Here is a 16,860-nt window from a genome sequence, read left to right as displayed (position 1 = left end):
AAATGGAGTTACTCCCTGCTCGCATAAGTCATACCAGCTTCCTTCTGACTCTTCTCAATTCTGTTGTCAATTACCCGGGTAAGCAGGTAAGAAGCTATAAGGCTGACGCCAACACCTTCCATGAAGATTAGCGCGCCGGCCATGATCGGCGTCAAACGGTCACCAAAACCCGTTGCTTCCTGAATACTCGCCAGGAAATCAGGGTTGAGGGATAGGAACAACACAATGAAAGCCATAAAGAGAATCGTACCAATGCCACCGGTGTACATACCCTGCGCAACGCCGCTGACGTAATTCTGATGTGTTTCCGGCTGTTTGGCCCTCAGGCGGTTGATCGCGACGTACAAAATGCCTATGTGAAGTACACCATTGAGGTAACGGAGATTATAGTTAGCCCCCTGGCCAAGCACATAGCTGATAAGAAAAATGGCCATTAAGCCGCTAAAAAAAATCAACCCATAACGGAAAGCGATAGTCTTCATTGTTTGTATAGTTTATTCGTTAACTAAAGCAGCCTAAAATCAATAATGTTCGCAAAAAAACAGCATAACTGATTCATCTACTTTGCTTTATCGGCGTACAAATTCGGACAGACCGTGTACGCAAACGAACACATTAAAACATGCAATATATATTAAGTGCTATAAACAAACAGTTTAATTTCTGGCACGTTTCTGGCAATAACCTGGCATGGATCGTAAAATTGACCAAGCCACCATTGGAAAAAAGCGTAACGGACGCATCTTTAGATGGCTGCTTATTGCGCTGATAACGGCTGGTGGAATTTATTTCGGGCTAAGGCTTCTTCGTCCTTCGGCGGATGAAGACACCCTTCGTTTTGCCACCGTTGAAAAGGGGGACGTTGCAAACACCATCAACTCTACCGCACTGGTCCTGCCTGCTTTTGAGGAGCAGGTAAATGCGCCGGTCTCGACCACGATCGACGAGGTTTTGCTGACTACGGGTACTGAAGTGAAAGCCGGTGACGTGTTATTGAAACTCGACCGGGATTACGTTGGCCTCCAGCTGGATGGCCGCCGGGATCAATTATCGTTGAAGGAAAACAACATCGGGCTTTTGCAACTGGAATACCAGCGCGATCTGAAGGAGCTAGGTTACAATGCTGAAATAAAGAAGCTTGAACTCGCCGCTGCGGAAGCACGCCTCGGCGATGCGCAGCGACTGCTTAAGATAGGAGGTGCCACGGCAGAAGAAGTGGAAGCCGCGGAGTTGGCGGTTAAGATCACGAAATTGGAAGCGGATAAACTGGACAACCAGTTGTCTTACAGCCGCAACAGTCTGGCGGGCCGGGAACGGCGCTTGCAACTGGAAGTTGGTATGGAAGAAAAGGAAGTCCAGCAACTGAGCCGCAAGCTTAGAGAAACCGAGGTACGGGCTCCCCGCGCCGGCGTAATCACCTGGGTCAACGAAAACCTGGGTCAGCGGGTAGAGGAAGGTGCTCCGCTGGCTCGGATTGCCAACCTTGGCCGGTACAAAATTGAAGGCACTTGTTCGGATCGTTACGCTGAACAACTGGCGATTGGCTTGCCGGTGGAGTTGCGGTTGGCCAGGGCCAAGCTAACCGGCGTCATCACGGATATTCTGCCTGAAGTAACGGGCAACACCATAAAATTCAGGGTGGAGATTGAAGACTCCAGCAACGAAAACCTACGCCCCAATCTCCGGGCAGAGTTGTACGTAATCGCCAGTAATCAAAAAGACGTGCTTAGGGTTCGCAACGGGCCTGCCTTCCGGGGTGGAAAAATGCAATCCATCTTCGTCGTTCGTGGCAACGAAGTGATAAGAACGCAGGTCGGCACCGGATTACGGAATGGTGACTATGTCGAAATCACCAGTGGATTAGTTGCTGGTGACAAGATCGTGATTTCCGATATGGAGGACTTTGAGCGGATGAATTCCTTTCAGCTTAAGGAGTAGGGTTATAAGGAGAATAACTAACCACTCACTTTACTTCGCTCATTTGCCCTCAAAGGGCTTGGGTTCTCACAGCGGGCTGCACGGAGGGAGGCACAGAGAAAGCACGGAGGAAGAGGAAGCAATACATGCCGCTTATTTCGCTTCGCTCATTCGCCTTCAGTGAAACATTAAGAACAGGCTTTTAAGTCAAAATTTAATTAGCAATGACTAACATTTCAGATAAGTCCATCACCCCAAAAGCGCAGTGCGCTTTCGAATTTCCTTCCCTGGTGAAGCGAGGTTGGGGAGGGGGTGCTTTTCGGATGGTAACAACGTTGCTGTTCCTGCTTTGCTCCTTTACCATCCTTTGCACCGGCGTTCGCGCCCAAAACAGCATCACGCTGGAAATGCTACAGCAGCAGGCCTCCCAAAGTGCCATTGATGTGCTCATCGCCCGGCAGCAGCTGGATGCCGCGAACCTGGCCATTACCGGCTTCAATGCAGGGCTGAAGCCACGGCTGGACCTGGTGGCCAACCTGCCAAATTACTTCCGTACCTCCACGGAGGTGACGCAGGATGACGGTACGGTAGCCTTCCGTGAAATTGAACTCAACAACTCATTTGTAGGGCTCTTCGCCCAACAGCGCATCGCCGGCACAGGTGGTACCATTAGTCTGGAAAGCCGTCTGCAGCGCACCGACAACCTGGTGTTGGACAATAAGTTTTACAACGGTTCGCCAATCCGCCTTTTCTACCGTCAGCCCATCCTGGCGTTTAACCCCTGGAAGTGGGATCGAAAGCTATTACCCCTGCAAAAGACGGTCAATGAGCGCGAGCTGACCGCCGCACGGGCCGAAGCTGCCTTGCTGGCCACCGATCGTTTTTTCGACCTGGTGAACGCCGATCAGGAACGCCGCATTGCCGAAACGAATAAGGCTGCCAACGAACAATTGTATACCGTAGCGCAGGAACGTTTCGATTTGGGGAAAATTAATCGGGGGGATCTGGTTCAGTTACAGTTGGAGCTAACCAGTGCTGAACAAAACTTACTACGTTCTGAACGATTAGTGACCGCTGCTTCTGCCGCCATTTTTCGTTTACTGGGACGGCCTTACAATCGGGAGCTACTCCGTCCGGAGCTGCCTTCTTCAGAAGTCGCCGTAGGTATTTCAGCGGCCGATGCATTGAACCGGATGACCAATCGCCGGCCGGAAATCTTAGCCGCTCAACAGCGCGCACTGGAAGCGGAAAGAGAAGAGGATCGTATTCGTCGTGATTTTGGCCCACGTATTGACATCGAGGCTGGTTTCGGCTTTGTTCGCAACGATCAGGAGCTGGCACCAATCTACAGCGACCCGCAAAACGAACGCATTCTCAGCGTCAATTTTTCCCTCCCTATCCTGGATTGGGGGCAGCGAAAGGCCCTGACCAAAAGAGCCGCTACCGGGCGGGAGATCGCAGAAGAAGTGGCCCGCAGGACAGAAATGGATCTCGGCACCGAACTGGTACAACTACTGGAACAATGGCGCACGGTGCAGGAAGAACTTCGCCTCGCCACCGAGATTCGTGATCTGGCCAACGAGCGTTTCCGCATCAGCCAGGAGAGCTACAAACTCGGTGCTATCCCACTTCCACAACTTACCCTTGCCCAGCAATTCAGGGACCAAAATACCAGGGCTTACGCCGCTACGCTGCGGGCTTACTGGTTCACTTATGCCAGCCTGGCGCGCTTGACGCTCTGGGATTTTATTAATAACAAGCCGCTTGGAGAGTAAAGAGAAACAAGCAGCAAGAGTAAAGAGAGACAAGAGCTGTCACCACTCTCTCGCTTCGCTCGCTCGCCCCAAATGTGGGGTAGCTAGAAAGTAAGAGATAAGAAGCAGGAGTCTTGAAATCTTCTCTTGTCTCTCCTCCTCTAAAGGTGAGCGAGCAAAGCGAGTGAACGGTCGCGTCTCTTGTTTTTTGTCTCTTTCTTCTCTTGTATCTCTCTTCTCCTTGCTAAAAAAACAGCCATGACCACCAGCCAACCAACCATTTCCACCAACCAAACGCCTGCGGGCAACGCTATGATTGAACTAACCAACGTAGGAAAAGCTTACCGGACCGACACCATTGAGACCCTGGCTTTGCAAAAAATGAACCTGACGGTTCCTTCCGGTGAATTTCTCAGCATTATGGGACCTTCCGGTTGTGGAAAGTCTACTTTGCTTAACATCATGGGCCTGATCGATGAGCCCAGTGAAGGTACCGTCAGCCTGGCTGGCCAGCGAATTGAAGGATACAATGGTAATGCTATTGCCCGTTTTCGGAACGAGCAACTGGGGTTCATTTTCCAGAGCTTCCACCTCATCAATGACCTTTCAGTGGTAGACAACGTAGAGCTTCCTCTGCTCTATCGCAGAATGAGTGGCTCGGAGCGCAAGCGGCTCAGTCTGGAGGCGCTTGCCCGCGTAGGCTTAAGCAACCGGGCCACGCACTTTCCCAACCAGCTCTCCGGTGGTCAGAAACAACGGGTAGCTATTGCCCGTGCCATCGTCGGGAAGCCCAACATCATCCTTGCGGATGAGCCTACGGGGAACCTCGACAGCCACATGGGGGATGAGATTATGGACATTCTGCTGAAATTGAACGAAGAGCTCGGCACCACCATCGTGATGGTAACCCATGATGAGCGTATGGCGAAGAAAACCCACCGGCTGGTTCGGTTGAGCGACGGGGAGCGGGTAAGCTAGCAGTTCACCCACCGAATCGCACAAGGTTCTCCTCCCCGCAGGACCGCCGCAGGCAGCCGCGAAGCGCACGGCCAGGAAGGGATATAATAGCTCCCAGCTCACTAACCATAAAAGAAAAAATCATGTTTAAGAACTACCTGCTACTATCACTGAAGGTATTAAAGCGGAAGCCGTTTTATACGTTCGTTAGTTTGTTTGGCATCAGTTTTACGCTCACCATTTTGATGGTGATCAGCTCTATGGCCGATGCCTCGATCGGGAATAATGCACCGATGACTGACCGGGACCAATACATCTTCATCAACTACATGGAACGAAGTGTGGAGAGTATTGATACCATTTATACAATTGACTCCGTCCTGATGGAATCCGGTGAAATGCGCTACGACACGACAACTGATTTCAACAATAACAATTCCAACTCTACGAATAACCTGAACTATAAGTTCCTGGATCAGAATTTAAGAACGATCGGTTCTGCGGAGAACTACACTTTCCTTTCGAATAACTACCAGACGGATGTCTACCTTGAAGGTCGTAAGATCAACCTGCGGACATTCTACGTCGACGCAAACTACTGGGATGTTTTTGATTTTCAATTTAAAGCAGGTTCGCCTTTCACTCAGGAGGACAATACCCAGGCTAATCAGGTGGCAGTCATTACCACCAGAGCCGCCATTGAATACTTCGGTACTGACGATGCTTCGGTCATTGGCAGGGAAATGGTACTGAATGAACGGGTTTTCCGGGTAAAGGGGATGGTCGCCCGTCCTTTAATGGATGATCAATACATCAACGGTGATGTATTTATGCCTTTGCTTACCATTGACGCCCGACAGCTGGCGCAGGAGGAACTGTATGGCCCGTTCAATGCAGTGTTAAAAGCAAGTTCACCGGCAGGTACCAAAGCCATCCAGGAAGAACTTAATTTTCTGGCCGAAAACTACCCACTGCCCCCTGAGTCCTGGTACAAACAAATAAAACTACACAACGCAAACTTCTTTGAGTATTTCGCCCAATCCATCGTGCAGGAAGAGGACGCCGCCAAGGCTAAGCGGCTACTTTATATTCCGCTGATCATACTCCTCTTATTATTTGTGGCGCTGCCACTAATCAACCTTGTCAACCTCAACGTAAGCCGGGTATTCGAGCGCAAGGGGGAGATTGCCGTTCGTAAGGCTTTCGGTGCCAACCCATCAGATATTTTGTGGCAATTCATTTTCGAAAACCTGGTATTGACCTTCATCGGGGGCATCATTGGCGCAGTGCTGGCCATTGGCTTGATTAAATACATCAACAAAAACGACTTACTATCGAAGGTGAGCCTTTCCCTTTCCCCCATGGTCTTTGTTTACTTCATCATTTTGATCTTCGTTTTTGCGCTGTTATCGGGTCTTATCCCCGCTTACCGCATGAGCCGGACCAATATTGCTAACTCCCTTCGCTAAAAAACCACCACCATGTTTAGTCACTTACTCAAACTCATGTGGAACAAGCGGCGGGCCAACAGCCTTTTGTTCCTGGAAATTTTACTGGCGTTTATCGTCCTGTTCGGGGTACTCGGATTCTGTTTCTTTAACCTGGATCGGTACAACTCTCCGCTGGGCTTCGAATACGAGAATACCTGGCAGGTGGAACTTGACATCCCCGATGACCTGGACTCCACCGGAAACCACCAATTGCAGGAAAGCATCCTGCGTGAAATCGGGAGTCTGCCCGATGTGGAAGACGTCGCCTTTCTGGGCCCGGTAACTCCCTTCGGTGGGAGTACCTGGCGATCAGGAGGTGAGCATAACGGACAAAATATCAGTGCCATGATCATGTTCCCCGATGAGCATTACGCCGAAACGGCTAAGCTGAATATTCGGGAAGGTCGCTGGTTTGTTGCTGAAGACAGAATTGCCAAGACCGCCACTATGGTCGTCAACAAGGCTTTTCTAGAGCGGTATGGCTCTCCGGGCGGAAGCCTGATCGATACCATTATGGTATACAATGGTATTGATCGCAAAATCATCGGTATTACCAGTGATTTCAAGTACCACAGCAATTTCGCCCGGAATGAACCGCTGGTCTTCCTTTTTGATCGTTACCTCGACGAAGCGGAAGATCCGCTTGAGTACCTGACGGTTCGGGTTACCCCAAGTGCCCCCGCCAGCCTCGAAGAAGACATCTACAAGCGGGTAGCACTGCTGACCAAAAGCCCCGACGTAACCATCAACCGGCTCGCCAACGAGCGTGTGCAGGCCAATCAACCCATTACTATTCCAATGACCATCATGGTCATCATCTCTGGTTTCCTGCTCATCAACATCGCACTGGGTTTATTTGGGGTACTCTTTACCCAGATCAACCGCCGCAGGTCCGAAATAGGTCTACGCAAGGCCATGGGCGCCACGGGTGGTGAGGTGACGCGCCAGTTTATCCTCGAAACCCTGATCGTTACCCTCGGCGGGTTATTGATCGGTACTTTTTTCGCGATTCAGGTACCGTTACTTGACCTCTTACCCATCGACGATAAGTTCTTCTACTGGGGTATTCTTGGTTCCATTGTTATCATCCTAACCATCGTGATGATCTGTGCACTGATACCAAGCCGGCTGGCTTCCCGCCTGCATCCTGCGGATGTTCTGCACGAAGGGTAATAGCAGGTAGTAAGCAATGCTGCCGCAAGGATGTGCTCGTGACGCTCGTGCGGCAGCACTACTAACTACCCTATTTTTTTCTCCCAATCCTCCCAAAATTATCCACAAATGAAATACGCGTTTTCGCTTCTCATCCTCCTTTTTTCTATCACTTTATCCGCTCAAAACTACAAGATGACCTTGTCAGAAACCCTTTCTGACGAAAATTACGAGTTCAAAGTAAAAGTTGACAAGCATCGGTTGGCAGATCTGCAATGGTGCTATAATCAGCTCACCGGTCAACCTAAAACCCGTACCATTCTGGGGATAGCCACCTATGAAGAGGATGGTCTCACCATTCAACTCAATACTAAGGCTAAGCAGATTACCATGTATACCGATACCCTTGATGAGGATGCGGTCGCGTCAGCAAAAGCTAAAGGCAAAATGATCAAAGACCGGCTTCAGGCAGCTAAAAAAAACAAGAAATCCGCGACTGACTGGTAGATCTAATCCAGAACCAACTCTTTTTGCCCATCTTGGCAACCCTCGCGGAAATCTCCCGTCATTCTTAACGCAATCCCCTTTACCCCTTACCTCTTTCCTCCCTTACTGTGAATCACGCCATCCTCATCATCGACGACGACACCATGGTTGCTTCCAGCCTCGAACTGCTCCTAAAGCGGTCCGGCTACCGAGCATCAAGCGTACACCGGCCGCAGGAGGCACTACCGGCCATCGCGGATAAGCGACCATCGTTGGTGTTGCTTGACATGAATTTCACCATTGATACAAGTGGTAAAGATGGGATGGGGCTACTGAAACAGATCATGGGAAAATACCCTAACCTTCCCGTCATTCAGATGACGGGCTGGGCCACCGTTCAACTGGCCGTGGAGGGGATGAAAGCTGGTGCTAAAGACTTCATCGCTAAGCCCTGGGACAACCGGGAGTTACTGAATGCGGTAGCCATCCAGATTGATAAGTTTCCCGCGGGTCATGATTTTCTGGGCGCGGGCGCAGGTGCAGTTTCTGATGGAGAAGCAGGCGAAGACACCTCGCCTTTCTCCGCCATTGTCGGTGAGTCTGAAGCACTGACAAACATTCTGGATCAGGCCAAACGCGTTGCCGGCACCCAGGCCTCTGTTCTCATTACTGGGGAGAGTGGCACGGGCAAAGAACTGGTCGCCGAAGCCATCCATTTATCTTCTAAGCGAGCGGCGAAGGCCTTCATTGCGGTCAACCTCGGCGGTGTACCGCCAGCCCTTTTCGAAAGCGAACTGTTCGGCCATAAGGCTGGCGCCTTTACCGACGCCAAAACGGACCGTAAGGGATGGTTTGAAATGGCCGAAGGAGGTACCCTTTTCCTCGATGAGATCGGCGATCTCAGCCCGGCAGCGCAGGTGAAGCTGCTGCGCGTGCTCCAGGAACGACAGTACGTTAGGCTGGGGGATACCAAAGTACGGAAGACCGACGTGCGCATCCTCTCGGCCACCAGCCGGGACCTCCAGTCGATGGTAACAGCAGGTACTTTTCGGGAAGACCTCCTTTACCGGATCAACCTGATCCACCTGATCTTGCCGCCGCTTCGCGAGCGGCCGTCCGACATCGTTCCCCTGGCGGAACACTTTCTTGCCGGTGCTAAAAAACGGTACGACCGGCCAAAGCTGACCTTCGGCCGCGAGGCGGCCGCCTGGCTCCGCAAGCAACCCTTCCCCGGCAATATCCGCCAGCTACAAAACCTGGTGGAGCGTACGGCCATTCTTGCTCCAGCTACCACCATCCAGGTTGAGGATATGAGCAGGGAACAGAATACCCCTACCGACAAAGCCTTTGCCCCCAGCGGAATGACTCTGGAAGAAATGGAGATCAAGATGATTAAAACGGCCCTGGGCCGAAACGGCGGGGAGATTGCCGCTACGGCGCGGGAGTTGGGGCTGACGCGGGCGGCGCTTTATCGGCGGTTAGAGAAGTATGATATTGGTTAGATTGCAGCCATGTCCTCCTCCCTCAAATACATTCTGTACCTGACCGTTCTCCACCTGGCACTGGGAGTCCTGGCTTTTTACCTTTTAGAGGGGGACGGCGTATACGTCCTGCTGGCCGAGCTGGTCCTTCTCGGATCCGCCTACATTGCTTACCGGATATACCGATCCATCATTTCTCCGCTGCAACTGCTGGGACGCGGCGCCGCAGCGCTGGAGGATCAGGATTTTTCGGTAAAATTGTTGCCTACCGGCAGCATCGAAATGGACCGGATTGGCAAAGTCTACAACCGGATGATTGACCAGTTGCGGGAAGAACGGGTCAACAGCCGCCAACAGGAAGAATTCCTCGACCGGCTGCTTGGCGCAGCCGAGCTGGGGGTGGTCATTCTGGATTACGATGGTGAAGTCAGCAGCATGAATAATTGGATGCAGCGGCAATGCAAGAACGTAGAAGGCTTCCACGATGCTATTTTGGGGCCTTTTTTGCACCTGCGGCCCCGCCCCGAAACCCTTTCCTCCGAACCTGATGACCAGGCGACCGCAGAGGTCTCCCGTACCGACCAGGTCATCACCGGCCCCGGTAATCGCCGTTACCACGTAGAAACCGCCAACTTTATTGATCGGGGATTCGAACGCGGATTTATCATTATACAAGACGTTACTGCCGACATTCTCTCCGCCGAAAAAGAAGCCTATGGCAAAGTTATTCGCATGATGGCCCACGAAGTCAACAACTCTAATGCCGCCATCATCTCCGTACTTCGCAGCTTGCTGGAAGCAGCGACCGACGGAGAAGAAGGACTTATGGAACTCAACCAGGATTACCTGCCGGTCGTGATCAACCGCGCAGAAAACATGACCACGTTCATGCGGAATTTCGCCCGCGTAGTTCGCCTACCTAATCCGGACCACCAGCGGACAAATCTCAACGATTTGCTCCGTCGTACCGGCGATGTAATGACTACGGTGCTGGCAAATCATAACATCAATTTATCCTACGACCTGCCCGAAACGGAGGTGATCGTACGCGCTGATGCCGCCCAACTCGAACAGGTCGTTATCAATGCCCTTACCAATTCGCGGGAAAGCATTGGCTCCGGAGGGAACATCCATATTTCGGCCACCCGTTTTCCTAAAGGATTTATCATTGCCGACAACGGGCCCGGCATTCCAGCTAGTGCCACTCAGGACATTTTCACTCCCTTTTTCAGCACGAAGCCTACCGGACAAGGGGTAGGACTAACCCTAACCAGGGAAATTCTTGAAGCCCACAAAACTACCTACCAACTTTCCACGGAGGAAGATGGCTGGACCCGGCTACGGGTGACCTTTTAACTAAGAAAGCAACCTCGCCGGATATACCACGTCTTTCCTTACAGACCACTCCGGTCGGGCAAGGAAGGTGGAAAATTCCGGAGCTCCTCCTTTTAGAATGTTGCCAGCAAAGTGGCGATCAGGCTGTTTTTCATCGGTAGCAAGATAGCGAATACTACGGAGGCAACAGCGCTTTCTTTGCCCGTCTCAACCGTCCCTGCAACTGCGTTCGCGCCGCTAAAAACGCTTCTAAGCAGGCAAAAAAAGAGGCTGCCAAACGTTAAATACTAATTGATTAGTTGCAATACTAATCTATTAGTACTATGTTTGTACTAACGCATTAGTAATTAACCTCTCTTTCCAGCCAAAACCAATGAAACCGATTCTTTCCACCCTTATTCTATTCTTGCTTCCCTTGCTCTTATCAGGGCAATTAGAAAAAGAGATTACTGACTACCTGCAGGACGTCAACGATAACAATGAAATCCCAGGAAGTGCTGTCGCCATCCTTCGCGGTGATGAATTGATCTACGAAGGCTACTTTGGTTTGGCGGAGCTTAACCATCGTGTTCCGGTAAGTGAGCAGACCATGTTCCGGGTCTATTCCAGCACTAAGCTTGTTGTGTCCGTCGCTGTTTTTCAACTGATCGAAGCAAAAAAAATATCATTATCCGATCCAATCGGCAATTACTTAAAGGACATCCCTGAAACATGGAAAGACCGCACCATTGCAGATATGTTAGCGCATGCTTCCGGGATTCCTGACTTCATCCGTCTCGAAAACGGAATTAGTGAAACGGAACTACTTACCAATTAAAAATCAACCATGAAAAAACTAGCAAAACGCGAAGCCCAGATCATGCAGGCCATCTGGAATCTGGAACACGCTTTCGTGAAGGACATCGTGGAAGCGATGCCCGAGCCCCGGCCGCACTACAATTCCGTTTCCACGATGGTAAAATTACTTGAATCGAAAGGCTTCGTAAGCCACGAGAAGCTGGGCAATGCCCACCGCTATTTCGCCGTGGTCAGGAAAGAAGATTACCAGGAAGAGGTAGTTGACGATGTGGTAAAAGGCTACTTCGACAACTCACCGATGAAGCTCGTCAACTACTTCGCCAAGGAACAAAAACTGGATGCTGCCGACTTGGAGCGCCTCCTGAAAATGATCAAAGACCAGCAAAAATGATGTACCTAATTCACACCGGACTGCTACTTGGCGGTTGCTTCCTCTACTATTGGGTATTGCTGCGCAACGAAACCCACTTTTCCTTAAACCGCTGGATCCTGCTGGCTTGCCTTGCCGGTTCCTTATTACTGCCTTTGATCACGGTACCTGCCGGCTGGTCATTGCGAGAAGCATTGACGGACAATACAGCAGTCGTCACCACCAGCCCGGAAAAGGCTACGAAAACAATTGCAACAGAGCAGACGCTGACGGTAAACACCGTTCCCTTACCGGAGATTGGAGAAAAGCAGCAGGTTCCGACGCTGCCCGGGAACCCTGGCTTGGAAACAAGCGGGGCAGTTGCTTCTGTCGCCCCTCAACCCCAGGCGACCGCAACCACCACTTCAGTTACTCCCCCCCCTGCACCCATCAACTGGTTTCGTTTACTGTGGTGGTTTTACCTGGCTGGTGTTGCGGTTTTCGGTTTGCATTTCCTGGTCCAGTTGGGTTACCTCGTAATCAAAGTAATGCGCCACCCTGGTTTTGATGCTGGTGGTTTCCACCTCGTCGAATTGGAAGAGGACGCCGCTCCCTATTCCTTCTGGAACCGGGTATTTCTCAATCCTAACCGCTACGACCCCGAAACCTACCACCAGATCGTACAGCACGAAGCCGTACACGTTCGCCAGCGGCACAGTGTAGATCTGATGATTGCTGAATTGCTCATCATATTCCAGTGGTTCAATCCTTTTGCCTGGCTGTACCGCAAAGCCATAGAAAACAACCTCGAATTCCTGACCGACGCCGAAGTACTCAGGCAGGGTGAAAACCCCGTTGATTATCAGCTGAGCCTGGTAAAAGTGGCCGCTCCCAATTACCCCTTAGGTCTTACGACCTCCTATAACCAAAGCCTTCTTGAAAAGCGTATTGCCATGATGAAAACTAAAAAATCTTCCCTTGCCTCCGGCTGGAAGTACCTCAGTATTCTCCCCTTACTGCTGCTCTCTATGCTGCAGTTCAATGCCGTGGCTCAGGCACCCGTGGTGCCTGTTGCTCCCACAGTCTCTCCCGCAGCCATCGCTACGCCGGAACCGGTCGTTGCCCCAACTGCTTCCCCTGCTCCAACGGCCGTCATTGCACCTGCGACCTCGCCTGCTGAATTGGCTACTTCCTGGTCTACACCTGAGGTAACACCCATGCCCATGCCGATGCCGATGACCGTAAGCCCCGACATAAACATATCGGAGGTTACCGCCACTGCTATGGAAGCTGCAGAGCCGCACTTGAGTCTTACGAACACTGACTTCTCAATCGCCCGCCGCAGCTGGACGGCGGAAATTGAGGGAGATGAGATCTGCTTCACTTTCATCGTAGCCGACGACAACCGTCGTCATCTATCCACCAGTGACCGTTGTTTTCCACGCTCCAATTTTGGCACGCTTCCTACCGGCACGATGGGAGAGTTCTCCCTGAAGCGGGAATCCGGCACCATTTTGTTCAACGGTGTTTTCGACGGAAACGAAGGTGTCGGAAATTTCACCTTCACCCCGGCTCCTTCGTTCGAGAAAATGCTGGCCGCCGAAGGTTTTGAGTACGAAGACCTGGAACTACTCCACTTTTTCTTTATCGACTTTACTCAGAGCTACCTTACCTACCTTAAAAGGGATGGCTTTAACCCTACCGAACGGCAGCTGTTCAAATTAGCGATTTTCGGCTTCAGTGAACAAAACTTTAAGAAGACGCTTGCCGAATTCAATACGGCTGGCTACAAGAGTCCGCTGCTAAAAGAAATGATCGAATTGCGGATTCATGGCGTAGATGGTGGGTACATCAATGAGCTGGCCGGTGCTGGCTATGAGAACCTAAGCCTTGACGACATTAAGAAAGCCCGTATCCATGGCCTTAGCGCCGAATTCGTTAACGACATGGCTAAAGCGGGTTTCCCTAATCTTCAGTTTGAAGATGTGATCAAGATGTCCATCCACGGAATTGATAGTGACTACGTGAAAGAATTGGCCGATCTCGGTTATAGCGGATTACCCGCTGATGAAGTGGTCAGAGCTAAAATTCATGGCGTGAGTACGCAGGGATTGGCAGATCTGAAAAAAGCTGGCTTTACGAACCTCACCCTGAAGGAAGCCCGCGAGGCGCGTATTCATGGCGTTGATGCAGAGTACGTCCGCGAACTTGCGGACCTCGGTTATAACGAACTGGACCTCGACGAAATAGTGAAAGCCAAAATCCACGGCGTCAGCGAACGTAAAATTGGCGACCTGCGCAAAGCTGGTCTGACCAACCTTACCCTGAAGCAGGCCCGCGACGCCGCCATTCATGGCGTCAACGCAGAGTACGTCCGCGAATTGGCAGACCTGGGTTACGAACCTCTCGATATAGAAGAGGTAATCAAAGCGCGGATTCATGGTGTGAGTGAGCGTAAGATCGGTGACCTGAAAGCTGCTGGCCTCACCAATTTGACTTTGAAGGAAGCACGGGATGCTTCCATCCACGGTGTCAACGCTGAAGAAGTAAAAGAGCTGCGGGACCTGGGTTATACGGATCTGGATTTCGATGATTTCGTCAAAGCCCGGATTCATGGCATCAGCTCCCGCTTCGTCCGTTCTTATGCTGACGTAGGATTCGGCAAAATTTCTTTCAAGGACCTGGTTAAACTTAAGATCCACAACGTCTCCCCTGATTTCATCAAGAAATATAAGCGGGACGGTGACGACATTGAAGACCTCATTAGTGATAAGGTCCGGGGGCGTTACCGGGATTAACTTCTAAGATTTGTTGAGTATTGGGCGCGAGCGGAAAGGCGATTTCCGTTCGCGCTTTTTTTACCCCGGCCTTAGTGCAGATCGGTGCACGAAGCAAGCCAGTTTACCCAGTACGCTCTTAACGGAGGCGAAACTTCAAAGGAACGTAAACGCTGCTGGCCACCAGTTTACCTTCTGCGCGCGCGGGGTTCCAATCCGGCAGGCTATCCAGGGCAGCCAGTGCCGCTTCATCACAGCCAAAACCGAGACCTTTAATGACTTTTCGTTCCGTTACTTTTCCAAGGCGGTCTAGCTTGAGCAGAATTACGACGGTTCCTTCAACGGCGTATTCTTGTGCCAGTTCAGGGTAGGTAACCGCGTTAGTCAGCTTTACCAGTAGTTGCTGCTGTCCACCGGGAAAGGTGGCCGCGGAGAATGGGGCGGGGCGGGGAGCCTCTTCAGTTTCTGTCTTATCAACTTCGGCAACTACTCGTTCATAGGTCAATTGAGCCCGTAAGCCCGTCGATGCGAAAAGAAAAAGGAAGAAAAAAGTTAGCTTAATGGTATTCATGGTGGATGGTGTTTTATCTAAAGACGAAGGGCTTAGCGAAATTCCATATGGTTTTTCAGAAATAACGGTAGCCTGACACCCTTCCTTTTAAAAGGGTGTTTCTTTGCCGGGCGTAAACCCAATTGTTGCTTATCGAAGGTTTGGCAAATTAGAGGTTGACCTTATGGAGGACAAAGCTCTACAAGCTAACAGGATGCCCGCTACCCCTCGTAGCGGCCACCACCACAGTCTAACAATTTGGTTTACGTCCCCTTTGCCACCGCTTAACCGTATAACTATGCGCCTTCATTTCTTTGTCTACTTCTCCTCTCTACTCTTTTTTGTCAGCTGTGGAGACCCTGGCCACGCTTCGGTCGAGAGCGATGGCAAACCGGATTTCTACCGTCGGCACGCTCAGGATAAAACGACTGGCGAGTACCTCGTCGACTCCCTGACCTACCCTGGGAATCAGCCTATTGATCCCGTAACTGGAGAAATAGATCCGCAACCGGTTCCGGACTGGACGTATGTTGATCAACTCAACCGCCCCTTTGGGAATAAGGACCTTTTGGGGAAAGTGTACGTCGCAGAGTTCTTTTTTACTTCATGCCCAACCATTTGCCCGAAAGTGAAAGGCCAAATGCTGCGTTTGGAAGAAGAATTTGCCAACGAACCGGATTTTGCTCTCGTCTCTTTCACTATAGATCCGAAAAGAGACACACCGGAACGAATGAAGGACTACGCTGAAAAATTAGGCGTTAAAGACATGGATCGGTGGCGCTTCATCCATGGTGATAAATTTGAAATTGCTGACCTCGACCAACATTATCTCAGCATTGCAGAAGAGGACGCAAGTGCTCCAGGTGGCTTTAACCACAGCGGCTACATCGTCCTGGTAGACCGGCAGGGCTTTGTTCGCTCCTACGCCAGCGGACTGGACCCCGAGGAAGTAAATTACTTAATGGACGACATTAAATTACTTCTTAACAAGTGATAAAAAGTTAAAAAACGGTCACAAGTTGCAAAAAACGAGTGACGGAAGTATCTTTCGGATGCAGCTCGGTAACTGGCCGGTTAGTCTGTTTTTTTATGAGAGACAATTAAACCAATGGCGTCAGCCCCGATAGGGCTGGCGCCTTTTTTATAGGTGCTCAATTTCCCGCATCAGATTTTTTCTTGCGGGGCCTTCCCAGCTTTCTCGAAAATAGGGATGATAATAAATATTTGGCTGGTTGATAAGGTGCAATAATGCTTTTTTGCGCCCCGGCCGATATAAGAACCCAGGATATAAGGAGAACTCTTCCCGGATGGCGTGGGCGTAAGCGTCGTAGCCGTCGGCTGGACGAGCCAATACCGCCAGGTCGAGATCGACGATTAGTCCCTCATCTTTATTCTGGGGCCGGTGCGTCTTGGTCGCCATGATCAGATCGCGGCAATAGGCTTGTCCTGCAGTGCCGACCCCGGCAGCTTCGAGGGCGACAACTGCCATGTCTGCACTACGGGCTTCGTTGTCGGCACGTCCTGCGCGATAGACAATATCATGATAAATAAGGGCGATGCCGAAGATGGGCGGGGCCGCGGGTGCAAGGTCTGTTGGAATACCGTGGTAGTGGCCCAGCATTTCCGTCAAATGATCGAGGTTGTGGTAGGCACGGCCAGCGTACGCACGGGCAATGTCTGGCCAGGCAGACCTTGCTTCAGGGTTGATGGCGAACAGACAATCCTTGTAAAATTTATGGAGCATAATTTTTCATTGATCCGATGCTAAGTTACCTCCACTGCCTAAAAACCTTTTCCTGCACCTGCGGCCGCGC

General features: G+C 51.1%; 15 protein-coding genes. 12 read left to right on the top strand and 3 right to left on the bottom strand.

Annotated elements, in window-relative coordinates; all coding sequences use genetic code 11:
* Positions 1-8: 8 nt before the first annotated feature.
* Positions 9-482, bottom strand: a complete 474-nt coding sequence (locus B036_RS0126050; protein ID WP_020571668.1) for a hypothetical protein — start codon at positions 480-482, stop codon at positions 9-11.
* 208 nt (positions 483-690) lie between these two features.
* Here B036_RS0126050 and B036_RS0126045 point away from each other — a divergent pair, with 208 nt between their 5' ends.
* The 11 genes from B036_RS0126045 (at position 691) to B036_RS32700 (ending at position 14,517) form a co-directional block, all read left to right on the top strand.
* Entirely contained in the window at positions 691-1,938 is a 1,248-nt protein-coding gene (locus B036_RS0126045; protein WP_020571667.1) for an efflux RND transporter periplasmic adaptor subunit, read from the top strand.
* 203 nt (positions 1,939-2,141) lie between these two features.
* Positions 2,142-3,692: a TolC family protein gene (locus B036_RS0126040; protein WP_020571666.1), complete on the top strand. Its 1,551-nt coding sequence runs from the start codon at positions 2,142-2,144 to the stop codon at positions 3,690-3,692.
* Positions 3,693-3,983: 291 nt separating this feature from the next.
* Positions 3,984-4,649 (top strand): ABC transporter ATP-binding protein, encoded by a 666-nt coding sequence (locus tag B036_RS0126035; RefSeq protein ID WP_026232363.1) that lies wholly within the window; start codon positions 3,984-3,986, stop codon positions 4,647-4,649.
* 122 nt (positions 4,650-4,771) lie between these two features.
* The gene (locus tag B036_RS0126030; RefSeq protein ID WP_020571664.1) at positions 4,772-6,097 is read left to right on the top strand and encodes an ABC transporter permease; all 1,326 of its coding nucleotides are present in this window, start codon (positions 4,772-4,774) and stop codon (positions 6,095-6,097) included.
* A 12-nt stretch (positions 6,098-6,109) separates the two neighbouring features.
* Complete coding sequence (locus tag B036_RS0126025) at positions 6,110-7,291, top strand: ABC transporter permease (protein WP_044103866.1); 1,182 nt, start codon at positions 6,110-6,112, stop codon at positions 7,289-7,291.
* Between the two features lie 108 nt (positions 7,292-7,399).
* Entirely contained in the window at positions 7,400-7,777 is a 378-nt protein-coding gene (locus B036_RS0126020; RefSeq protein ID WP_020571662.1) for a hypothetical protein, read from the top strand.
* 107 nt (positions 7,778-7,884) lie between these two features.
* A complete protein-coding gene (locus B036_RS0126015; RefSeq protein WP_020571661.1) occupies positions 7,885-9,258 on the top strand; it encodes a sigma-54-dependent transcriptional regulator in 1,374 nt (457 codons plus the stop codon).
* Positions 9,259-9,267: 9 nt separating this feature from the next.
* Entirely contained in the window at positions 9,268-10,593 is a 1,326-nt protein-coding gene (locus B036_RS31200; protein WP_020571660.1) for a sensor histidine kinase, read from the top strand.
* A 352-nt stretch (positions 10,594-10,945) separates the two neighbouring features.
* Positions 10,946-11,389: a serine hydrolase domain-containing protein gene (locus B036_RS0126005; protein WP_020571659.1), complete on the top strand. Its 444-nt coding sequence runs from the start codon at positions 10,946-10,948 to the stop codon at positions 11,387-11,389.
* Positions 11,390-11,398: 9 nt separating this feature from the next.
* Positions 11,399-11,761: a BlaI/MecI/CopY family transcriptional regulator gene (locus B036_RS0126000; protein WP_020571658.1), complete on the top strand. Its 363-nt coding sequence runs from the start codon at positions 11,399-11,401 to the stop codon at positions 11,759-11,761.
* Positions 11,758-14,517: a M56 family metallopeptidase gene (locus tag B036_RS32700; RefSeq protein ID WP_020571657.1), complete on the top strand. Its 2,760-nt coding sequence runs from the start codon at positions 11,758-11,760 to the stop codon at positions 14,515-14,517. The genes B036_RS0126000 and B036_RS32700 overlap by 4 nt, the downstream gene beginning before the upstream one ends.
* Positions 14,518-14,635: 118 nt before the next feature.
* Here the strand turns inward: B036_RS32700 and B036_RS0125990 are convergent, their stop codons facing one another.
* Positions 14,636-15,067: an energy transducer TonB gene (locus tag B036_RS0125990; RefSeq protein WP_020571656.1), complete on the bottom strand. Its 432-nt coding sequence runs from the start codon at positions 15,065-15,067 to the stop codon at positions 14,636-14,638.
* A 277-nt stretch (positions 15,068-15,344) separates the two neighbouring features.
* Here B036_RS0125990 and B036_RS31190 point away from each other — a divergent pair, with 277 nt between their 5' ends.
* On the top strand, positions 15,345-16,040 hold the full coding sequence (locus B036_RS31190; protein WP_020571655.1) for an SCO family protein: 696 nt from the start codon (positions 15,345-15,347) through the stop codon (positions 16,038-16,040).
* Between the two features lie 147 nt (positions 16,041-16,187).
* On the opposite strand, the gene B036_RS31185 is transcribed toward B036_RS31190, so the two are convergent.
* Positions 16,188-16,790, bottom strand: a complete 603-nt coding sequence (locus B036_RS31185) for an HD domain-containing protein (RefSeq protein ID WP_020571654.1) — start codon at positions 16,788-16,790, stop codon at positions 16,188-16,190.
* Positions 16,791-16,860: the final 70 nt, after the last annotated feature.

Source organism: Neolewinella persica DSM 23188 (assembly GCF_000373105.1).
GTDB classification, from domain to species: Bacteria; Bacteroidota; Bacteroidia; order Chitinophagales; family Saprospiraceae; genus Neolewinella; species Neolewinella persica.
The sequence above is the reverse complement of the archived record's forward strand: the minus strand, read 5'-3'. Positions and strand labels throughout refer to the sequence as shown.